This is a genomic window from Fibrobacter sp. UWR3 (genome assembly GCF_900143055.1).
In the GTDB taxonomy this organism is placed as follows: Bacteria; Fibrobacterota; Fibrobacteria; order Fibrobacterales; family Fibrobacteraceae; genus Fibrobacter.
Genome location: NZ_FRCW01000002.1, coordinates 311,688 through 332,514, shown reverse-complemented (window position 1 = coordinate 332,514; position 20,827 = coordinate 311,688). Strand labels below are relative to the sequence as shown.

At 56.1% G+C, this 20,827-nt stretch carries 23 protein-coding genes; 15 read left to right on the top strand and 8 right to left on the bottom strand.

What is annotated here, in order from left to right; genetic code table 11:
• Nucleotides 1-23 precede the first annotated feature (23 nt).
• Together BUA44_RS03595 and BUA44_RS03590 are read left to right on the top strand one after the other, a co-directional pair.
• Nucleotides 24-1,091 (top strand): hypothetical protein, encoded by a 1,068-nt coding sequence (locus tag BUA44_RS03595; protein ID WP_083579454.1) that lies wholly within the window; start codon nt 24-26, stop codon nt 1,089-1,091.
• Nucleotides 1,092-1,136: 45 nt separating this feature from the next.
• A complete protein-coding gene (locus tag BUA44_RS03590) occupies nt 1,137-1,862 on the top strand; it encodes an NUDIX domain-containing protein (RefSeq protein ID WP_072808895.1) in 726 nt (241 codons plus the stop codon).
• A gap of 68 nt (nt 1,863-1,930) precedes the next feature.
• Here BUA44_RS03590 and BUA44_RS03585 read toward each other — a convergent pair whose 3' ends face one another.
• From BUA44_RS03585 to BUA44_RS03575, 3 genes are all read right to left on the bottom strand, one after another.
• The gene (locus tag BUA44_RS03585; RefSeq protein WP_072808652.1) at nt 1,931-2,143 is read right to left on the bottom strand and encodes a hypothetical protein; all 213 of its coding nucleotides are present in this window, start codon (nt 2,141-2,143) and stop codon (nt 1,931-1,933) included.
• Nucleotides 2,144-2,215: 72 nt separating this feature from the next.
• A complete protein-coding gene (locus BUA44_RS03580; RefSeq protein ID WP_072808650.1) occupies nt 2,216-2,905 on the bottom strand; it encodes an LrgB family protein in 690 nt (229 codons plus the stop codon).
• A complete protein-coding gene (locus tag BUA44_RS03575) occupies nt 2,902-3,327 on the bottom strand; it encodes a CidA/LrgA family protein (RefSeq protein WP_072808647.1) in 426 nt (141 codons plus the stop codon). The genes BUA44_RS03580 and BUA44_RS03575 overlap by 4 nt, the downstream gene beginning before the upstream one ends.
• A 42-nt stretch (nt 3,328-3,369) precedes the next feature.
• On the opposite strand from BUA44_RS03575, the gene fmt reads away from it, so the two are divergent.
• From fmt to BUA44_RS03555, 4 genes are read left to right on the top strand one after another with little or no spacing between them, the layout of a single operon-like run.
• The gene (gene fmt / locus BUA44_RS03570) at nt 3,370-4,296 is read left to right on the top strand and encodes a methionyl-tRNA formyltransferase (RefSeq protein WP_072808645.1); all 927 of its coding nucleotides are present in this window, start codon (nt 3,370-3,372) and stop codon (nt 4,294-4,296) included.
• The gene (locus BUA44_RS03565) at nt 4,284-5,531 is read left to right on the top strand and encodes a transcription antitermination factor NusB (protein WP_255370446.1); all 1,248 of its coding nucleotides are present in this window, start codon (nt 4,284-4,286) and stop codon (nt 5,529-5,531) included. The genes fmt and BUA44_RS03565 overlap by 13 nt, the downstream gene beginning before the upstream one ends.
• Complete coding sequence (locus tag BUA44_RS03560; protein WP_072808643.1) at nt 5,528-6,160, top strand: hypothetical protein; 633 nt, start codon at nt 5,528-5,530, stop codon at nt 6,158-6,160. Before BUA44_RS03565 ends, BUA44_RS03560 begins: the two co-directional genes overlap by 4 nt.
• Nucleotides 6,160-7,872 carry a hypothetical protein gene (locus tag BUA44_RS03555; protein ID WP_072808641.1) on the top strand — a complete coding sequence of 571 codons (1,713 nt, stop codon included), beginning with the start codon at nt 6,160-6,162 and terminating at the stop codon, nt 7,870-7,872. Before BUA44_RS03560 ends, BUA44_RS03555 begins: the two co-directional genes overlap by 1 nt.
• Nucleotides 7,873-7,980: 108 nt before the next feature.
• Here BUA44_RS03555 and BUA44_RS03550 read toward each other — a convergent pair whose 3' ends face one another.
• On the bottom strand, nt 7,981-9,204 hold the full coding sequence (locus BUA44_RS03550) for an A/G-specific adenine glycosylase (RefSeq protein ID WP_072808638.1): 1,224 nt from the start codon (nt 9,202-9,204) through the stop codon (nt 7,981-7,983).
• Between the two features lie 109 nt (nt 9,205-9,313).
• Here BUA44_RS03550 and ettA point away from each other — a divergent pair, with 109 nt between their 5' ends.
• A complete protein-coding gene (gene ettA, locus BUA44_RS03545; RefSeq protein WP_072808636.1) occupies nt 9,314-11,008 on the top strand; it encodes an energy-dependent translational throttle protein EttA in 1,695 nt (564 codons plus the stop codon).
• Nucleotides 11,009-11,098: 90 nt separating this feature from the next.
• Here the strand turns inward: ettA and BUA44_RS03540 are convergent, their stop codons facing one another.
• The 3 genes from BUA44_RS03540 to BUA44_RS03530 all read right to left on the bottom strand — a co-directional run bounded on the left by BUA44_RS03540 (nt 11,099) and on the right by BUA44_RS03530 (nt 12,365).
• Nucleotides 11,099-11,509, bottom strand: coding sequence for a hypothetical protein (locus tag BUA44_RS03540; RefSeq protein ID WP_072808633.1), 411 nt, complete (start codon nt 11,507-11,509; stop codon nt 11,099-11,101).
• Between the two features lie 20 nt (nt 11,510-11,529).
• Nucleotides 11,530-11,808 (bottom strand): hypothetical protein, encoded by a 279-nt coding sequence (locus BUA44_RS03535; RefSeq protein ID WP_072808891.1) that lies wholly within the window; start codon nt 11,806-11,808, stop codon nt 11,530-11,532.
• A 218-nt stretch (nt 11,809-12,026) separates the two neighbouring features.
• The gene (locus tag BUA44_RS03530; RefSeq protein WP_143151847.1) at nt 12,027-12,365 is read right to left on the bottom strand and encodes a hypothetical protein; all 339 of its coding nucleotides are present in this window, start codon (nt 12,363-12,365) and stop codon (nt 12,027-12,029) included.
• A 141-nt stretch (nt 12,366-12,506) separates the two neighbouring features.
• On the opposite strand from BUA44_RS03530, the gene BUA44_RS03525 reads away from it, so the two are divergent.
• From BUA44_RS03525 to BUA44_RS03495, 7 genes are all read left to right on the top strand, one after another.
• Nucleotides 12,507-13,184 carry an ABC transporter permease gene (locus BUA44_RS03525; RefSeq protein ID WP_255370445.1) on the top strand — a complete coding sequence of 226 codons (678 nt, stop codon included), beginning with the start codon at nt 12,507-12,509 and terminating at the stop codon, nt 13,182-13,184.
• 16 nt (nt 13,185-13,200) lie between these two features.
• Nucleotides 13,201-13,740 (top strand): RBBP9/YdeN family alpha/beta hydrolase, encoded by a 540-nt coding sequence (locus tag BUA44_RS03520; RefSeq protein ID WP_072808627.1) that lies wholly within the window; start codon nt 13,201-13,203, stop codon nt 13,738-13,740.
• A gap of 151 nt (nt 13,741-13,891) precedes the next feature.
• On the top strand, nt 13,892-15,661 hold the full coding sequence (locus tag BUA44_RS03515; protein WP_072808625.1) for a type II secretion system protein GspD: 1,770 nt from the start codon (nt 13,892-13,894) through the stop codon (nt 15,659-15,661).
• Nucleotides 15,661-16,821, top strand: a complete 1,161-nt coding sequence (locus BUA44_RS03510; protein WP_072808623.1) for a hypothetical protein — start codon at nt 15,661-15,663, stop codon at nt 16,819-16,821. Before BUA44_RS03515 ends, BUA44_RS03510 begins: the two co-directional genes overlap by 1 nt.
• Complete coding sequence (locus BUA44_RS03505) at nt 16,811-17,830, top strand: hypothetical protein (protein WP_072808621.1); 1,020 nt, start codon at nt 16,811-16,813, stop codon at nt 17,828-17,830. Before BUA44_RS03510 ends, BUA44_RS03505 begins: the two co-directional genes overlap by 11 nt.
• Entirely contained in the window at nt 17,827-18,351 is a 525-nt protein-coding gene (locus BUA44_RS03500) for a prepilin-type N-terminal cleavage/methylation domain-containing protein (RefSeq protein ID WP_178348733.1), read from the top strand. Before BUA44_RS03505 ends, BUA44_RS03500 begins: the two co-directional genes overlap by 4 nt.
• On the top strand, nt 18,330-18,539 hold the full coding sequence (locus BUA44_RS03495) for a prepilin-type N-terminal cleavage/methylation domain-containing protein (RefSeq protein ID WP_072808617.1): 210 nt from the start codon (nt 18,330-18,332) through the stop codon (nt 18,537-18,539). Before BUA44_RS03500 ends, BUA44_RS03495 begins: the two co-directional genes overlap by 22 nt.
• 4 nt (nt 18,540-18,543) lie before the next feature.
• Here the strand turns inward: BUA44_RS03495 and BUA44_RS03490 are convergent, their stop codons facing one another.
• On the bottom strand, nt 18,544-20,094 hold the full coding sequence (locus BUA44_RS03490; protein WP_072808614.1) for a glycosyltransferase: 1,551 nt from the start codon (nt 20,092-20,094) through the stop codon (nt 18,544-18,546).
• Between the two features lie 187 nt (nt 20,095-20,281).
• On the opposite strand from BUA44_RS03490, the gene BUA44_RS03485 reads away from it, so the two are divergent.
• Nucleotides 20,282-20,818, top strand: a complete 537-nt coding sequence (locus BUA44_RS03485; protein ID WP_072808612.1) for a sulfurtransferase TusA family protein — start codon at nt 20,282-20,284, stop codon at nt 20,816-20,818.
• The last annotated feature ends 9 nt before the right edge of the window (nt 20,819-20,827 follow it).

The window sequence follows — 20,827 nt, the reverse complement described above, 5'->3', positions numbered from 1 at the left end:
CGGTTTGATTTCGGAGAGAGCAGGTGCGCAAGTCGTTTATCATCGGGATTTTTGCTGCGGTCGCGGCCATGCTTTGCGTGTCCGCGTGTACCCGCGACGATGATGGCGCGATTCCCGTATCTGCAGAAGACGATTCCTTCGTGGGTACGGGCTTTTTCCGCATTGCCGAATTCGATTCCAACTCGCTTATCCATCTCGTGTCCGATACGCTCTATCTGCGGATAGACAGCCTCTGGAGCTATTCCAACTGCGCGCTCAAGCGAATCGAAATCGATACCTCGCACGAAGGTGACGCTCTCGTGTTTTTCCCGAAGATAATCATCGAGTCCGATGGTAAGGATTGCCCGTCGCCGTTCCTCCACCCGGATACGGTAATCAAGCTGTTGCCCCCTGCCGAAGAATTTGGGGATGCGTCTGTTTTGCGCGTGCGTAACGACGAGGGCAACGTTCTCGATACGGTTCTTTTGCGTCGCGGCAAGTTCGAACTCGATACTTTCGCCATCTACGTGGACAGCCTCTTCGATACGGTATCTTCGCTCCCGCTCCGCACCAAGGATTCTCCCTCGGTCTTGAAGGTGCTCGATAGCCTCAACCCGCGAGTGTTTTACTGGCGCGCGATGCAATCTTCTTGTGAACTGCGCATCGACATGTGCGATTCAGTCGTGAACGATACGCTGTTCCCGATGGCCTGGAGCCTTACCGATACGGCCCTCGTGCCTATCCGCAAGGCGTGCGCGTCCGACGATTCCACCTACTGCGTGGCGAGCCGCTGGGTGAACGATTCTTCTGCGGTCGGGCCTGTGCAGGAACGCGCCGATACCGTGTGGTTTACGAGCCTCTACTATGTAGAGGAGATTCCCGAATGTGCCACGATGAATTCTTTCCGGGTGGCGGGATACGCGCTGGGGAAGAACGTGAACTTTATCCGTGAACTTATGGTTCCCGACGAGTCCGAGAGCGCCTGCGGGCCTTCTGCACTGAAGGACGTGTTTATCTATGACATGGGCCGCAACCGCGTGTTCCCGGATTCCCTTGATGCGGATTCGCTCTACGGTACCTGGAAATCCGCGAAGGTCGCGCCGGCAAAGTAAATCGTTTGCATGTCGTATTCTTCGCGGAACCTATTGGAAGTAAAGATGCTGCAAGATAATATTGAATACTCGTTCGCGACGGACATTCCCGAAAGTGACTACCAGATAATCGTCGATTGCCCGTTTTTCAAGGACTGGATTGCGAAGGCGCGCAAGGATTTTGCGGTAACGCACATCCATGTGGATTCGGTCGACTACTTTAGCCGTGTTCACCGCCCGCTGTTCATCAAGATTACCGCAACGGCGACATTGCCCGATGGCAGGCCCGTGCACGGCGTGGTGCTCTTGCGCGGGAATGCGGTGGGCGTGCTCGTGGTGCTCCGCTGCGAAGGGAAAAAGTACCTGCTGTTGGTTCGCCAGCCGAGGCTTGCCATTACCGAGGAAGCCTCGCTCGAAATACCCGCGGGGATTCTGGACTGGAGCGGCGATTACCGCAAGGTGGCGCTTTCTGAGCTTGAAGAAGAAGCGCAGATAAAGGCGGAAGATTCGGAACTCATCGACCTTTCCGAATTCTGGTGGAAGGGCATGACGGAAGGCTTTGCGGGCAGTTGCGGACTCCTGGACGAACGCATTCGCCTGTACGCCATCGAGCGCGACGTGACGCCGGAACAGCTGAAGGCGATGGACGGCAAGAACCAGACGTATGTCGAAGAGAACGAATGGATTAGGACGGTAGTGTTGCCCTACGAGGAAGCCGCCCACAAGTTTATCGACGGCAAGAACCTGATTGCGCTGTTCCTGTACGAACGCTGGCTAGAGGCCCGCAAGTAGCTTGAACCACTGATGCGATTGTCATCCCCGGCGCCTGTCCTCGCTTGACGGGGATGACCGGGGATCTTTTACCAATTGCCTATATTATTAACAGTTAGTCCGATGAAGAATACGGCAAGGTAGCCGTACCATAGGCCCGTGAGCACGTAGTTGAGCCCGCGCTTGTACGCCTTCGGTTCGTTCTTGTTCTTCTCGCGGATTACGAGAATGTTCTTGCGCAAGAAGTACGCGCAGATGGCAAGGCCGATAAGGGTAGCGAGAATCAAGAGTACGTAAGCCATGGCTTAAATATAATAATTTCGAGTAGTTAGTGTGAGCCGAAGCCTTCGATGTTAAATCGGAAGTGGGTGGGTCTAGAACTGCGCGGTCAGTAACGGTGCGACGACTGCGGTGAATAGCCCTGCAATCCCGATGGCAAGGCTGCTCATGGCGCCCTGTACTTCGCCCATCTCCATGGCGCGGGTGGTGCCGAGCGCATGGCTTGCGGTACCGATGGCGATTCCCTGCGCTACCTTGTGCTTTATGTGGCAGAACCTGCATACGGCGGGGGCCGCGACCGCACCCGTGATTCCCGTGACGGTGATGGCGATGATGGTGACGGAAGGAATGCCGCCGATTTGCGACGAGATGACACTCCCCATCGGGATGGTGACGGATTTCGGGAGCAACGAGAGCATGAGCGTGTTGCTCAGCCCGAGCAGCTTGCTGAAAAGAATCACGCACGCAATCGAGGTGAGGCTACCCGCGAAGATGCCCGCGAGTATGGGCTTCCAGAATTGCCTGAGCTTGGAAATCTGCCTGTAGAGCGGCACGGCGAGCACGACTGTCGCGGGCGAGAGCATCACCGAAATATAGTCGCCGCCCACGTTGTAGCTTTCGAGGCTGATGCCCGTGATGAGCAGGAATCCGACGATGAGGATGTTGCCTATCAGAAGTGGGTTCAGGAAGGAATACTTGAACTTCTTGCTGATGAACACGCCGGTTTCAAAAGCGACGAGCGTGAGGAATATGCCGAACAGGGGAGAGTTGATGATGGCGTTCATTTTTCGCCCCCGATTGTGCCGTTGCGTTCTGCACGCTTGGAAAGGCGTTCTGCACGCAGGGCAAGGTTTTCCCGGTATTCCTGCCTGCGGATAAAAAACTGCGTGACCCGGCCGCCGGCAGCAATGGCCACGAGCGTGAAGGCGATGCAGAGGAACAGGAGTAGCGGCCACTTGGAAAGGATGTCGTCGCCGACGGCCATGATGGCGATGCTAGGCGGCAAGAAGAAGAGTGCCAGGTGGTTCAGGAAAAAGCTCGAGACGCCCGAAATCTGTTCCGGCTTGATGACTTTAGTACAAAGTAATATGAGCAGCAGGACCATGCCGATAATGTTCCCCGGGAGGGGCACGCCCACGATGCGGTGGAGGAATTCCCCGGCGACGCAAATAGCGAAAATCACGGCAAGTTGGAGCGGTATTCTCATGACGGGTGCAAATGTAGAAAAGTATATTCTATATTTCAAGTTATGAAAATCGTATTTATGGGAACGCCGGAATTCGCGGCTTGTTTTTTGAAGCATCTCAAGGAATCGGACTTTGCAGACGTGGTGGCTGTGGTGACGCAACCTGACAGGCCGGCAGGGCGTGGGCGCGTGTTAACGCCGCCGCCAGTGAAACAACTGGCCCTCGAATACGGGCTGCCCGTACTCCAGCCGACCGACCTGAAGTCGCCCGAATTCGAGGCGGATTTGCGCAAGTTCGAAGCCGACCTGTTCGTGGTCGTTGCATACTCGATTTTGCCGAAGAACATCCTGGGTGTCGCGAAGTTCGGCGCCGTGAACGTTCACGGGAGCCTTTTGCCGAAGTACCGCGGGGCAGCCCCGGTGCAGCGCGCGATTGCCGATGGCCTTCCCGAAACGGGCGTGACGGTTTTCCGCCTGGACGAGAAGATGGACCACGGCCCGATTCTTGCGCAGCGCACGGTGGCGATTGACCATCAGGATACGACGGCTTCGCTCTTGGAAAAGATGGTTGCACCCGGTTGCGACGCGCTGGACGATGCGATTCACCAGTTGCTCGAAGGCCGCGAGAAGGACTTGACGCAGGATCACGCGCAGGCAAGTGGCGCGCCGAAGCTGAAAAAAGAAGAAGGCCTTATCGATTTTAACCTGCCTGCTGCGGTAATCCACAATAGGATTCGCGCATTCAACCCGTGGCCCGGCGGTTACGGGAAGCTGGGCGGCCGTATGGTTTACTTGCGTAAGACGGATACTCCGGAGGCGGGCCCGAAGCTTGCTCCGGGTGCAGTGGAATTCAAGGACAATCGCTTTTACGTGGGTACGGGCGAGGGCCTGCTCGAGGTCATCGAGATTCAGGCCGAAGGCAAGAAGCCGATGCCTGTCGCCGACTTCATGCGCGGAATCCAGAAGCGCGAAGGACTTTGCTTTTGCTAGACGATTCCCTGAAAGAGCGCATGGACGCATACCGCGTGCTTCTGCTGTGGCAGAAGGACGGCAGCTTTATTAAAGAAAGCGGGCTTTCTCCTTTCGCGATGGAACTTGCCCTGGGCGTGTGCCGCAGGCACCTGTACCTGCAATACTTTTTAAAGACTCTCGTAAAGAAAATGCCCTCGCTTGAAGTGGCGACCGTGCTTGAAATGGGAATCTTCCAGATGTTCTTTATGGAAATCCCGGACCACGCCGCCGTTTCGACGAGCGTGGAACTTGTGAAGGCGGCGAACCTTGGCGAAGGTTCCGCGCGGCTCGTGAACGCCGTGCTGCATTCCGCGCGGAGGTCCGGGCTGCCCGCACTTCCGCAACAGCGCGTGCGCCGCGTTTCGATTGAAAGTTCGGTGCCCGAATGGCTGGTGCGTCGCTGGTTCGATATTTACGGCGGTGACCGTGCAGAATCGCTTGCGAAGGCGACGCTCGAGCGCCCGGTGGAATGGATTCGCGTGAACCTGCAGAAGACTTCCGCTCCGGTACTTGCCCAGAAACTCGGGCTTACGGGCGCCTCGATTCTCTACGACCGCTACATCCAGGTTCCCGAAGATGCAAAACTCAAGCCGATTCTCGAATCGGAATCCTTCGCGAAGGGCGAGTTCAGCATGCAGAACCCTTCCGCGTACGAGGTCGTGAAACTGCTCGACCTGAAGCCCGGCCAGAGGGTTTGGGATGCGTGTGCCGCTCCCGGCGGAAAGTCCGCGCTGATGGGCGAGATGGACAGTTCGCTCGATATTCTCGCAAGCGATGTTTCCGCATTCCGCGTAGAAAAGATGCACGACGTGGTGGACCGCCTGGGCCTCAAGAACGTGCGGCTGGAATGCATCGACGCGCTTTCGCCGCAGCAGTCGAAGTTCGATCGCATCTTGCTCGACGTGCCGTGCAGCAACATGGGCGTTATGCCCCGCAGGCCCGAATCAAAGTATCGTATTACGCAAGATTCCATGAAGGAACTTGCCGAACTGCAGTACGGAATTCTTGAATCCGCATCAAATCACCTTGCGGAAGGCGGTGTTCTCGTATATGCCACGTGCAGCCCCGACCCGCTAGAAACGACCCAGGTCGTGAACCGCTTCTTGAAGGCCCACCCTGAATTTGCCAAGCGTGGCGAACATGTGCTCCCCGGCGCGCAGGATAATCGTTTTGACGGATTTTTTGCACAGGCTTTGGAACGGAAAAAAGTATGAAACTGAAACTTATTTTATCTGCAATAGTTCTGTGCCTTGCGACGGTTCCGTTTGCGCAGACTGCTGATTCGGCCGTTGTACAGACTCCTGCGGATTCTGTTAAGGCGAACCCTGCGGATTCCGCTTTCTCGAAAGCGTACGTGTCTATCGAGGGTGGCGAGATGTACCCCTTCGGCGACCTCCAGGATGCCGTGGAAAATTCGTTCTATGGGGGTGTCGGGCTGCGTTACAGCTACTGGGATGACTTTGACGGCTTTGTGCATTTCAACTATGCCTACGTGAAGGTGCGTGCCGAAGGGATTCCGTTCCCGGGCGTGCACCAGTTTGTGGGTCGCCTCGGGCTTGACTGGCGTTGGAAACGCATCCGCCCGCTGGCCGTGGGTGCGGGCTTCACCTGTAACTGGACGCGTGCCGATTACGATGGCGAGGAGGACTATTTGAAGGGCCGTGGCGGCATGCTTCTCGATAACGAGACGGAATTCGGGTGGTTTGCCCGCGTGAACATGCCGTTCCTCTACTTCAAGGACTTTACGGCGGGCCTGAACGTACTCTGGGAACAGCTGTGGACTCTCCCAGAAAGGTCGAATATGCTCACCGTGGGCTTCTACATTGAAAGGAGGGTCTGGTAATGAAGTTTTCCTCCTTGTTGACAACGTTGTCTATAGCCCTGCTTGCGGTAAATGCAAGTGCGGCGATTGACCCCGAAATGGAAGGGATGGAGCCGGTTAGCCGTGACGACGGTACATTCCTTGTCGGCGGGCCTACATATTTCTTTGACCGCATTCTCGGTGCGGGCGGAATCCACTCCGAAAGTGAACTCTGGACTCCGCAAAAATTGCGCAATCGCCTCCTGTTCAACCGCATGTCGGTACTGCCCTCGTGGGAACCGATGGAACCTTCCGTGTGGGTCAAGACGGGCAATGAACTCGGCGACATGATTTACCAGGACGTGATTACCGAGACGGACAGGCCCACGAACCGCACGCCCATTCTCGAAGGTGGTTTCAGGACGCCTGCTTTCAAGGGATTCTGGGCAACTGCCCGCGGTTTCCAGGACGACCACTATTCTGCGCGGACAGCAAGCTATCGCAAGAAGATGGTCGATGACGAGTTCTCGCTGTTCGGCGAGAACTACCCGATGTTCAGTTCCATCTACGGCGGGCTGGGCTATACGAACGATTTTGTGAACGCTTCCGTGCTTGCGGGCGAGGAATACATCTGGGAATACATGGAATCGTCCCGCTGGATTCCGGTACACATGGCGCCCCGTGTGGAAGGCCGTGTGGATTTCTGGAACTTCGCGCTGACTGCCGCTTACGAGCACGCGGAATACCAGAACAAGCGAGTCGGTGAATCTGGCGAGCGCGACGAGGTGAGCGGTTCCGTGCTTTACAAGTGCGGCGAAGATTGCCAGAAGGGCGTTTTCCAGATTTCGGGAGGCTTGGCCTTCCGCTTTGTGAGCGATGACGGCGACGTTTATACTGGGCTCGATAACGACCGCGTGCTTTGGCCGTTTATGCAGTTGCGTGTACAGCCGCTCCGCTGGCTCCGCGCCGACGTGATGTTCGGCATGAACGATTCTGACTGGCTCGTGCAGGATAGCGTAGAGATGGGTGCGCCCGTTCTCGTGAAGGGCATGGGCGTTACGCTCGGTATCAAGAATATTTCGGGTACGCGCTTGAACCCGCTTGCCGATGATATTGAATATTTCAACATGAAGGGAGTGAATGACGAAATTGACCTTGCACCGGATGGCCAGATGAACCTGGTGCAGGGATACCTCGCGTTTGCCGATACGATCGCTTCCGTCTCGCTGGGCGGGCGCGCTAGCTTCTGGGAGGAACACGGTGCCGAGACGTTCGACGTGGAAGGTTTCGTGAAAGATGACGCCTTCGAGTTCCGCTATGGAGATGTTGCCCGCATAAATTCCTGGATCAAGGGCATTACGGGCGAACTCTGGATTGACGCGTGGTACGAGGATATGTTCAAGTTCCGTGCGCTCGCGGGCTTTGAACGCATCGACGGGCCTACGGAACGCTTCGAGGTCACGCCTTCGGAATTCTTTGTCGCGTTTACTGGCGACTGGCTTATCCGCAAGAGTTTCCGCGTTTCGCATTCGCTGCGCTACAGGAGCGATGCCCAGTGGAACCTGCGTGGACACGACCCGCTCGTGGTGAAGGGCGACTGGTACTGGGACGCTACATTCGAGCAGCAGTTCCCGAAGCTCGGACTTTACCTTGCGGGTACGCTCATCCACGTGCTTGCCGACGAGGTGGTGCAGGTGCCTAACGGCGACTACGACCGCATCCGTTTCGTCTGCACCGTCAAGAAGACGTTTTAATTAAAGCGCGTGTCATCCTCGCCCCCTTCGTCATCCTCGCGAAGGCGAGGATCTTAGAACCCACATCGTCATCCTCGCTTCCTTCGTCATCCTCGCGAAGGCGAGGATCTATAAAGCAATTTTTAATGCTTTCAAACTAAAGCTATTCGCGAACGCCTTCGCGGCATCTTCCTTTTTGACCCACGTTGCGTTGAACCGCGGGTCAATTTTCTTGCCCGAACTGGCGACGCATTTGCTCGCTTTTGTCGAAAGTTTTACGTGCAATACCCTGCATTCAATCTTATGCACCGTGATGTTGTGCCGGAAACTCCCGCATTCGCGTGTATGTACAACGTTGTCTGCGTTAAGGTAGGCTTCCGCTTCTGCGGGCAAACCCGCGGTGGCGTTCCTCGGGCTTTCAAAATGCGGGAGCGTCGCCTGCCCCGCAAGGAAGGCTTGCCCGGCGGATACGGCAAGTAGCTTGCCGTCGGCGCTTTCTACGACAAGCGCCGTGCCGTGCCAATCCCACTGCGTGCGCTCGCGTTTGGGCGGGAACTCTCCGGTGCGCCCTTCGGCATTGGCACGGCATCCGCCGTTTAGCGGGCAGTTTGCACAGTCGGGATTCTTGCTCCTGCATACGGTGCGCCCGAGTTCCATCAGGGCCTCGTTGTGCATGTATGCCTTGGGAGAGTCTGCGACCTCGCGGGCGTATTTCCAGTAGGCCTCGGCACAACTTTCGTTCTTTCCGGTTGCGTTCTTGCCGGCGCTCGCCTTGTCTGTCGGCAGAAAATCGAGCGCGTAGAAACGTGCAAAGATGCGTACCAGGTTCCCGTCCAGAATCGCTTCTTTCTGGTGGTAGGCGAGGCTCAGTATTGCCCCTGCGGTGTACGCGCCTATTCCCGGCAATGCTTCCAGTTCCTTGCGTGTCCGCGGCATCTCGCAACGGACGCTTGCATCGGGCATCTCGCAACGGGCATTTGGCATCTCGCAACGCGCGATATGCGCTTGTGCACCTTCGCTTGTCATCCTGGAGGCCGCAGGCCGATAGGATCCACTCACAGTCTTTGCGGTTCTTAAAATATTCCTTGCGCGGCTGTAGTACCCGAGCCCCTGCCAGTACCGGAACACTTCCTCCTCGTTCGCCTTGGCGAGAGTCTCGATATCCGGGAAGCGCTTCATCCACTTTATGTAGTAGTCGCGTACCGTCGCGACCTGCGTCTGTTGCAACATCGTCTCGCTAATCCATACCGCATACGGGTCGCGTGGCGCGTCCAAATCTGCGGGCCTCCACGGGAGCGTTGCCGCATTTTTCTTGAACCACTCGCGCAGGCGCTTTAGGATGTTGCTTTCCATGCGTCAAATATATCAATATTGGGTGCGTAGTTTGCCCGGGCGGGTGCTCGTTTTTTGTATTATTGAACGGAGAAATAAAAACCTGTAACCTGATATCTGGAACTTGAATATGGCCGAACAGAATAAAGCAGAAAAATTCGTTTTCTACATGTACAAGATGACCAAGTCCTACCCGCCTAACAAGGAGGTGCTGAAGGATATTTCCCTCAGTTTCTACTACGGCGCAAAGATTGGCATCATTGGCCAGAACGGTGCCGGTAAGTCTACCTTGCTTCGCATCATGGCGGGTATCGACAAGGAATTCCAGGGAGAAGCCTGGATTGAACCGGGCCGCACCGCGGGCTACCTGCCGCAGGAACCGCAGCTCGACCCGAACTTGACCGTCAAGGAAAACGTGATGCAGGCCGTTGCCAAGAAGCAGGCCGTGCTCGATCGCTTCAACGAGATTTCCATGAAGTTCGCGGAACCCATGGAAGACGACGAGATGAACAAGCTCCTCGACGAACAGGCGAAGCTTCAGGACATCATCGACGCGCAGGATTTGTGGAGCCTCGACCGCAATATCGAAATTGCGATGGACGCTCTCCGTTGCCCGCCGGGCGACTGGCCGGTAACGAACCTCTCCGGTGGTGAAAAGCGCCGCGTGGCCCTTTGCCGTCTGCTCCTTGAAGAACCGGATTTGCTGTTGCTCGACGAACCGACGAACCACCTGGATGCCGAAACGGTTGCCTGGCTCGAACGCCACCTCCGTGAGTACAAGGGCTCCGTAATTCTCGTGACGCATGACCGTTACTTCCTCGACAACGTAACGAACTGGATTCTGGAAATTGACCGCGGTCGCGGCATTCCTTGGGAAGGCAATTACGCTCAGTGGCTTGACCAGAAGTTGGAACGCCTCCGTGGCGAAGAGAAGGGCGAATCCGACAGGCAGAAGCGTTTGGCCCGCGAACAGGAATGGGTCAAGCAGAGCCCGAAGGCCCGCCAGGCAAAGAGCAAGGCCCGTCTCAAGGCTTACGAGGAACTCTTGGCCGAAGATTCCCGCGAACAGATCAAGGTGGCGCAGATTCACATTGCAAACGGCAAGCGCCTGGGCGATATCGTTATCCAGGCGGAACACCTGCAGAAGGCCTTTGGCGACAAGGTGCTGTTCGACGACTTGAACTTTAACCTGCCGCGCTCCGGCATCGTGGGCATTATCGGCCCGAACGGTGCAGGTAAGACAACGTTGTTCAAGATGATTATGGGCCAGGAAAAGCCCGATGGCGGTACGCTCAAGATTGGCGAGACCGTGGAAATCATCAGCATGGAACAGGGCCGCGACAGCCTCGACGACAGCAAGACCGTGTGGGAAGAAATCACCGGCGGCAACGACGAGATTATGGTGGGTGACCGCAAGATGAACGGCCGCGCCTACTGCGGACTCTTCAACTTCACGGGTGCTGCCCAGCAGAAAAAGCTCACGACGCTTTCGGGCGGTGAACGCAACCGCGTGCTCATGGCGAAGAACCTGCAGAAACCGGGCAATGTGCTTTTCCTTGACGAACCGACGAACGATCTCGACATCGAAACGTTGCAGGCTCTGGAACAGGCTATCCTCAAGTTCGCAGGCTGCGCCGTGATTATCTCCCATGACCGCTGGTTCCTGGACCGTATCGCCACGCACATCCTCGCTTACGAAGGCGATTCCAAGGTTGTGTGGTTCGAAGGCAACTGGAGCGAATACGAAGCCGACCGCCGCAAGCGCCTCGGCGAAGATGCCGACAACCCGAAGCCCATCAGGTACAAGACTCTTACGAGACAGTAATCAAAAAGGCGGCTAGAGCCTGTCCTGAGCGACAGTCGAAGGAAGCCGCCATTCTTTATGTCATCCCCGCGTAGGCGGGGATCTATTTAATTATAAAATTGCGAAGAACTCCAGCAGTTCTTTCACGAAAATGCTTGTCAAGAGTAGGCAAATGACCAGAATGGAACTTCTGGTTAGTGGCCTGTCTTGCCAGGTGTAAATCTTTTTCCTTATCTCGACCTGCTTCGTGAAAATGCTCGCGATGGTTGCGACAAAGAATATTGCGAAGAATGTGATGATGTCCAGGAGTTGCAGCGGTCTCCCGGAAATGGGAGAGAGTCCGAATAGGTCGAGTGTGTCGTAAAAACTGTCCAGCGCGAAAAACCAGAAGAGAAGGATGATGATGCCGAAAAGTACGGGCTGCTCTTTCCATTGAATCTTGAAGACGTACTCAATTTTCTTGGTGCGGGTGTAATGAATCCCCAGGTAGAGCCCGCCAATGAAAGCAAATATGTCGTCCATGGTTAAAAGTTAGGAATCTTTTAAAACGCTTCGTTTATTGTGACGCCGCCATTCAGGTAGCGGTGTACAAGGCTATTGATGAGCGTCTGGTAACTTGTTCCAAGTCGAGCGGCCTTGACCTTCATGCCTTCGATGTCGGCATCCTTCATCCGGATAGTGATGTTGTGGGCAGATCCGCGAATTTCTGCCTTGATGCGTTTCACCTCTTCTTCGGGAAGAGGTTCTGTGTCGCCTCGTTCAATGGCTTCCATGAGGAGTCTTTCTTCCTCGTCCATTGGCTCAAATTCTGAGTTCTCCATTTTCGTACCTCCGCTGATAAAGGCGGCTTTTTCTTCGTCAAACCTTACTTTTATATCCATAATATACATATATTATAATCAAAAGTCAATATGTTTTGATGGAAAATTCCGCTTTTTTAAGCAAAATTTCCTGTTGGCAGTTTGCGGGATGTCGCCAAATGCTCCCCACGTTGAGTAATATAAAATTTTAGAGTGTCAAATTATGACAACTACAAATTTTAGAAGTAAATAATATAAATCAACCCGCCCGCTCCTAAGACGGTCATGCCGGTGCCTACCCCGATGCTCAACTTTGCATCGGATTGGTTGTAGTCGTCATTTCCTTTTTGTGCGTGACCGACCATTACCAAACCTAATCCGCTGATAAATAACGGAATAGACATACTAAGTATAAATGCATCGAGGAAAGAAAAGGATTCATTAGTAGTAGTGTCTATGTCTGTCGCCATGCTTCGGTCTTCTTGCATCTTTAGAACAAGTGGTGGAGTAAGTGACACCGCAAAAGAACTGGAAACAAGCAAAGAGAGGCTTAGAATAAATACTGCCACAAATTTCATAATCTTTAATATACCCAATTTCACGCCATTCAGCAAGTGAAAATAAATGTTTTTGGCGCATGTTAGCCCGCTCTTTGTTCGAATAATTGTATTTTTGTGATAAACATCTCGTAACCTGAGTCAACTAATAACTACTAACTATTGACTAATAACTGCGGCGAAGCCGCTTCACTCATGCTCCACGTTTTTAGACACGAACTTCGCCTGATATTCCGGGATCCGCGATTCTGGGTTCCGTTCATCATTCCGCCGGTGATTCTCGCGGCGAGCCAGGGAATTGCGGTTTCGCGGTACGGCGGGCAGATTATGGAAGGCATGGAAGGCTACATGATGCTTTTGCTCGGTTGCCTGATGGCGCCCATGGGCTCTCCCTTGGCCGGAGATTCGTTTGCGGGCGAGCGCGAACGCAACTCGCTTGAACTGTTGCAGCTTTCTCCCATCGCGCCTGCGAGGCTCTTCTGGGGCAAGTTGCTCGCGATTGTTCCGTTTCCGGTGGGTTTCGCGCTCCTGGCGCAGTTCGTCTACTGGGCGTCGCATCCCGATATTTCGACCGTCGCGGCGCTCGCTTCTATTCTCGGCGCGCTCTCGGCGGTGTTCCTCACGACATCGTTCTCGCTGATGCTTTCGCTCCGCGTAAAGACGGTCCGCGCCGCGGCCCACATCTCGCTTTTCGTTGTAGTCCCGCTGCTCCTCCTGGTCCAGCTGTTCCACGAGACGTTCTTGGCTGGGCTATTCATTCCTGTAGTTACGTTGTTTGTAAGTCTTGCTTTCAGCGTACTCACTGCTATCCTAAGCATGCGCAAGTTCGTGAGCATGTAATTCAACAAGGTTCTTGATGCATTATCTGATTGTTCCCGGTTACAGCAATTCTGGCCCCACTCACTGGCAGACTTATTGGGCGAACAACATGCCCGATGCAAGCCGCGTTGAACAGCACGACTGGGAACACCCGCACAAGGCGGATTGGGTCGATACGCTCGACAGGACGGTGGCTGCGCTCGAGTCCGATACGGTTCTCGTTTCGCACAGTCTGGGGGTCGCGACGACGGTCCTCTGGCTTATGCAGAAGGCGAGGGAAGGTGCCGTTCCGGCAAAAGTCAAGGGCGTGTTCCTCGTTGCGCCTGCGGATATCGACGTGATTGACATTGTCGAGGACTTTGCTCCGATGCCTTTGGAAAAGTTGCCGGTGCCCTCGTGTGTTGTCGCGAGCGAGAACGACGAATATGTGACTATCGAGCGTGCGTGTGTTTTTGCGGATGCGTGGGGCTCGATGTTCTTTGACGTGGGCCGCAAGGGGCATATCAATGCGCTTTCGAACCTCGGCGAATGGGAAGAAGGCCGAGCCCTCCTGAAAGAATTTGAAAAAATTCTCTAATTGCTGGTTTTTCCGTTTTTAATTTTGTAGATTATGTTCAACTCGTTTTTCGGGTTGTGTCGGCTGTCGAGTGACGCCCTTTTATTATAGTGTTAAAATCTAGGGGACGATTGTGCCTCGCAAAAATGCGGAGGAAAGTCGCGGATGCTTTATGCCCGCGGTAGCTTGCCTCGTTATTATTTTACTTCTTTGCCTGGGGCGCGCGTGGTGCGCTGAGCGCGACGTGCCCGACAAGGTTTCGCTCGATTTCGTGGATGCGAGCCTGCAGGATGTCGCCCGCTCGGTGTCGCTTGCCTACGGGGTGCCCGTGCTTGTGGACGTCGGTGCGGAGGCGCGTGTCACGTTCCACCTCGATGGCGTCGGGCTGCTGGAGGGGCTCACGTCGTTGTGTTCTACCCTCGGGCTAGAACTCATTCGCGACGGGACGGTTTTCCATATCCGCAAGCGCCTGGAACGTGGCGAGAATTTTTTTCGGGTAGCAGATTCGCTCGTGTCGCTCGATGTGCGGGAGCGCGACGTTCGCGAGTTTATCCGGGATTTTTCCGCGAATACGGGCCTGAACGTGGTAGCTTCGCCCGATGTCGCGGGCCCTGTGAGCGGCCGGCTGGAATCCGTACCGCCCGGGACAGCGCTCCGGGTGCTGCTCGAATCGCACGGTTTCCGCGTGAGGCGCGATGCTGACTGCTTCCGTGTGGAACGCACACGCAATTTGCCCGCGGGTGGCGCGGGTGCGAACGGCGCTGGTGCGAACGGCGCTTCGCCCGCGGGCGCAAACTCCGTGCCGGATATAGCCCAGGACGACTCTCTCTATACGGTAGAACTGGACGGCACCCCGCTGGACATGTTCCTCAAGGAGCTTTCGCGGGTATCGAACCTCAATCTGGTGCTGTACGGAGACGTGCGCGAGAACTTGCAGATGCGTTTTGAACGCGAACCGCTTGCGAATCTCCTGCAGTCGCTCTTTCGCGGGAGCCGCTACACCTATGCGCTCGATTCGAATACTTTGTTTGTAACAGAACGCGGGGCGAAAAACGTGCTCTCGCGAACGGAACTTTACCCGCTGAAGGCGACGACGCCGGAATCTCTCGTGCCGCAACTTTCCAAGCTGTTGCCGGGTTCGGGGCTTGTCGTGTCGGAAGTGAAGGAACAGAACGCGCTGATGCTGCGCGGCTCGCCCGCAGAAATTGCGGAGGCTGTCGCCATCCTCGAAAACCTGGACAGGCCCGCCATGCAGGTGACCATCTCGTGCGTGATTGTGGAACTCAAGCGCGGGCGCAATTTCGAAATCGGGCTCCACAGCGGCTCTACGCGCAAGACGGGCGAGAACGACCTGGGCGTGCGCGGGTTCTGGGACTTTATGGGGAAGGACGTTTCCGCTTCGGGCGCGTTCGGGAAAATCGGGATTCTGCCGGCGCGTTTCGAGATGGAACTTTCCGCGATGGAAGAGAACAACAGGGCCGAAGTCCTTGCGCGCCCGCGGCTCACGACGCTTAACGGCAACAAGGCGGAACTGAACGTGACGAATACGGTCTATTACCTGGTGAGCCAGGTATCCGCCGACGGCTACCCGATTACGGATTACCGCTCGTTCAATGACGGAATCTCGCTGGAAATCACCCCGACAGTTACGCAGGGCGGGAGCATCACGCTGAACATTTCGCCCGAAATCAAGACGGCGGGGCGCTCGAGCGGCGATGGCCCGCGCGATATCAGCACGCGCAACCTGAAGACGACCGTCACGTTGAAAAACGGAGAGACGCTTTGCCTGGGCGGCCTCGTACGGAAGGGCAAGTCGGAGGTGCGCACGGCGGTTCCGTTCCTCGGGAGCATCCCGCTTATCGGCAGGCTTTTCAGTTACGTGAGCGAGGTCGAAGACGAAAGCGAACTGGCCATCTTCATCACGCCCGAGGTGGAATTCTGATGTGGGCGAGAACGGCTTTTGTGGAGGCGCGGCTCTGGACCTGGGAGGTGGTGACAGGCTTCGATGGCGTGCTGGACCCGCTGACGCTCCGCAGGCGCTTTGCCGAGGATTTCCCGAGTGTCGCGCAGTCGTGTTCAGAAAGCTCTTGCACGGCGCAACCCGTGTTCCGGGAAATGGTGAGCTTCAACAGCACGGACGGGCGAAAGCACCGCTACCTGGTGATGCTTGCGAACGAGCGCAAATCAGAAAAGGAACCTGCGAAATATCGCGGGCGAGGCGAGCGCATCTTGCCCCGGACGGCGATGCTCTACGGGTGTGCAGACAAACTAATGCGCGAGGAAGATTCGTGCGAAAGCGCTTATTGCGGGTGCAGCCTGCGCGAAAGTTGCGGAAACTGCCGCTTCGCATTTCTGGACAACGGCTGGCTGTACATCCTCGTCTTCTTTGAAGGAAGGCTTTGCCACTGGAGCGAGGAACCTCAGTATAATAATAAAGAAAGCGTGCAGGAACGTCTCGGGCGGTTTGACGTTTTTCTCCGGAACGACGACCTGTTTTCGCGGGCGGAAAAATGGTACTGCGCGTTTATGGACGTAGGGGACGTGCAGGAACCGGAAAGGCTCCGCTGGTTAAGGCGTGCGGGGAGCGATCCGTTCTGGCGGGTACGAACCCGCGGGAAGTTAGTATGGCCTGCGCTTGCTGCGGGCGTGGCGCTGTTGCTTGCGGTTAGTACCTGGTGGAACGTTCTTTCGGGCGATTTGTCGGGCGCGTCACCCGAAGTAATATCGCCTGCAGGCGCGGAACTTCCGGCGCTCACGCCTCCGCCGGAGATGCGCCCGAGCGAAGAGGCGGTCGCGCAGTTTAATGAGGGCTATGCGCAGTTTAACGAAGAGCGCGCGCCGTTTAAGAGCGACGTTCGCGGTGTATCAGAAATCGGCGATGCCCGCGGCACTCACAAACCGGCGCCTGGTTGCGACCTCCCTCCTGTTCGCTTGCACGGCGTCGTGGCGGGTCGCATTTTCAGCGCATCGATTGCGGGCGCATTGCCTTCCTGGTACAGCCTCGGGGATTCCCTCGGGCCCTTCGAAGTCGTTTCTATCGGGAAGGAACGTGTGCAGCTTGCCTGCGGGGGTGAAATTCGGGAGGTCCGCAATGGAATGTAAGCGCGGTTTCGTTTTGGGATTTGTCCTCACGCTTATCCTTTCACTCACCATCCTGTTCGGTTGCCTTTTGCGGGTGCCGGGAGGCGTGCTGCGTTCCACAAACCACTACGCGCGCGAAGTGCAGGCGGTCTACGATGCGGAATCGGCAATTATTGCGAACCTATCGGGATTCCCTGACGGGTTCTTTGCGGGGCTCCCGCCGGTAAGTGCCGAGGCTGTTGGCCCGTGGGGTCGCATCTGTGCCCCGCTACTGGTCGGCGGGCATCTTGTACCTGCAAATATTTCGTATTCTATACCCGCAAATATTTCGCTTTCTTTGTCTGCAAATTCTTCTCGCAGTTTCTGCGCAAGTTACGGCACGCGATATTCCCGCCTGCGGTTTGATGACTGGTACACCGCCATGACGCAATACCGTGCCGCCCTTCGCGAGTCCATCACGACGGCAAGGGGCTTCCGCGTTATGTCCGGCAATCGCCGCATCTTCCGGCTCGATACCGCAATCGCGTTGCATGTGAGCGATGGCGACCTCACGCTCGATTTCGATACACGAGTCCCTTCCGCCGCCTTCCTGGTCGATGGCTCCGTGAACGTGAAGGGGCGGGCGCGTTTCGACACGCTGCGCATCTATTCCGAGGGCGAAGTAACCCTCGGTGGCGAAGTCACGGTCGCGCATCTCGAGGTCTATTCCGGCGCGTCGCTGGAGGTGCATTCCTCCTTCAGGTTTTCGGGCCTGCTCTATGCCCGAGATGTTGTGACCATCCGCGACCGTGTGCGGGCAGATTTCCCGAGCGTAGCCGTATCGCTCGGGTCGGGCAGCGGGCGCATCGCCTTCCTGAATCAAGCCTCCTTCGCGGGCGTGCTCGCTGCGCCGGGCGGCATGGTTGAACTCGATGAACCCGACAGCCTCGCGGGTGCTGCGTTTCCCGGAACCGTGCGCGACTCGTCCCATGCCCTTCTGCCTGCGTTTTTCGACGGTGAGAAAGTCGTATTCCGGAGGTCCGCGCAGTGATTACTAGCGATAAACATCTTGCCTCCAGCGATAAGCGACTCGCACCTTGTGATAAACATCTCGCCTGCGATAAACGAAAAGCCTTTACTTTGCTCGAGGTCCTCGTCGCGCTTGCGGTTCTTGCCGCAGGGGCGGCCTCCCTCTCGCTGTACCTGGGGGCGTTCCGGCGCATCTCTGCCCTCGAGTTCTCCCGCTCGGATTCTGCGCTTGTTGCAGCCGCGTACATCGATTCCCTTGCAGTTTCTCTCCCGCCCTGCGCCGACACCGTCTATACCCGCCGCGCATCCCTAACCCGCAACCCGCCCGCAATAAACACTCCGCCCGCAATAAACGGCAACCCCGCAATAAGCGGCCACCCCGCAATAAACGATCCCCCCGAAATAAACAATCAACTCGCGACAAACGATTCCCCCGCAATAACCATCACCCCCGTTCCCGCCACATCGCTCCAGTGGCTCGAAATCCGCACGCCCGACTATACTTTCAGGAGGCTCACCCGATGCAAAAAGGCTTCACGCTAATGGAACTCATGGTGGCGCTCGCGGTCGCGGGCATCCTTGTTTCGTCTGCGCTCGGGCTCTACGGCATGTTTCACTGCGAATACGTGCACATCCTTGCCGCCTACGATTCCCGCTCGACTGAATATATCCATACCATGCAAAAAAGCATCCGCGAACTTCGCGGATGCCCTGATGCAAATCGTTTGTAGCGGATTACGATTCCTGCTCTTCGACGTTGCCGTGTTCCTTGCGGGCCTTGTGCACTTCGATAATGTTTCCGATAAAGTGCATGAAGCTGAGCACGCCCACGGAGAGGAAGCCCACCGCGTAGAGTGCGAGGAACGGTCCGATAATGAACTTCTGTGCGCCGATGTATTCCAGAAGACCGAAGATGCAGTACACGCCCACGCCGAGTTCGAGGACAGCCATCCAGGGGAACTTTTGTGCGTAGTGGCTCTTCGCCTTCTTCTTGGATCCGCCGCTCTTCGGGGTGCGGACAAAGCTGCCCTTCACGCCGGTCACGGCACCGAACACGGCACGCGTGTTGTTCACGGCGATGCCCACGCCAAGCGCCATCAAGATGGGGAGGCTGAGCATGCGAATTTTCCAGCCGGTGTAGCCCGAGCAGCGCTGTGCAACGAAGTAAAGAACGGAAGGTGCGATTGCGGCGAGGAAAATGAAACTAAAACCGACGGTGTATGCCCAGCTGGGCAAGTGCGCGACCGGTTCGAAGAACGCGAGGAGCGGCCAGGCGCAGAGGGCGGTAAACAGCATGCAGGGGTGAATCGAGTAGTGCGTGGTGTGCAGGAACGCGCCGATCTTGATGCGGAGCGGGACCTTCGCCTTCCACACGCGTGGCAAAATCTTGATGGCCGTCTGGATGGAACCGCGGGCCCAGCGGAACTGCTGTGCCTTGTAGGCGTTGATATCGTTCGGGAGTTCGGCCGGCACAATCACGTCGAACACGAACTTCATCTTCCATCCGGCGAGCTGGCTGCGGTAGGAGAGGTCCATGTCTTCGGTCAGGGTGTCGCCTTCCCAGCCGCCACCGCCGTAGATGGCCTGCTTGCGCCACACGCCTGCAGTACCGTTGAAGTTCATGAACAGCTTGCCCCAGCTACGGGCGGACTGCTCGATAACGAAGTGGCCGTCGATACCGATGGACTGGGCGAGCGTAAGGCCCGATTCCGTGCGGTTCAGGTGGCCCCAGCGGCCCTGAACGAGGCCAATCTGGTCGTCCATCACCAGGTAGGGGATGGTCTTTAACAGGAAGTCCTTCTCCGGTACGAAGTCGGCGTCGAAAATCGCGAGGAAATCGCCCTTCGCGACGGCCATGGCTTCCTTGAGGGCGCCGGCCTTGAATTCCTGGCGGTTCGTGCGGTGGATAAGCTTGATATCGTAACCCTTCGCGGCAAGTTCGGCCACCTTCTTCTTCGCCACTTCGTAGCATTCGTCGGTGGAGTCGTCCAAAACCTGGATTTCGTGCTTGTCCTTGGGGTAATCGATAGCGCAGACCGCGTCGAGCAGACGTTCCACGCAGTTCGCCTCGTTAAATACGGGGAGCTGGGTCGTGACCTGCGGGAGGTCATTGATAGAATGCTCGCGGTAGAACTTGAGAATTTTTTTGCGGTCTGATAGTCTAGTATGGCGGCTATTCTTCAGGAATAGATATATGCTGTAGTAGCAACTGAACCCGTAAATCACCAATCCCACGCCGGCGATGACATAGACTACGAACATTGCGTAGAGGAGAACTGTATTCATCGTTTACAAAACCTTTTGCATAATCAAATGCTTGGGCGCAAATATAGAAATCAATGCCTCTTTTTGCTATGTTTCGTTACTATTTTTATGGAAAAAAGAGTGACGGACTTAACTTTTTTACAAAAAATCGCGTTTTTTCGCATTTTTGCGACGAAGTGCAATTAAATTGTATGTTTAGGTAAAAAATATGGATGAACGTAATTCGGGCGAACCGTCTTCGGTAGTCAAATGGATGCTTTCGCACAGGGACGATGCCGGTTTCGGTGATGCACTGAAATCGCTTATCTCGTATGCGTGTGTCGAGTGGCTCCGCGTGACGTTCGGGGTGCAACTTGCGCCCGAGGATGCCCTTTCCAGGGTGATGCTTGCGGACCTGCCTGCATATCCGGTCGGTCGCTGGCTCGAACATCCGGAACGTCATTGCGAGGAAATAGCCGCGTTTTGCGAGAAGGCCAAGTCTGGCGAGCCCCTGCCCGGAGTGACGGTCGAAGTTCCCGACGTGCTCGACCTTCGGGGCGTGGTTTGTCCTGGCAATGCCGCCCGTTCGAGGCTCGTGATGTCGGGTTACCCCCGCGGGCGCGTGCTGAAGATTGATCTCGACGAGGGTTCCCCTATCGAGAATGTCCCCGGAGCGCTGGTTGCGGACGGCTGTAGCATACTCTCTCGCGAAAAAAAAGACGGTTTTTGGGAAATTTCAGTGGTCAAACCCCTCGATAGTAAGTAAATTAAAGGC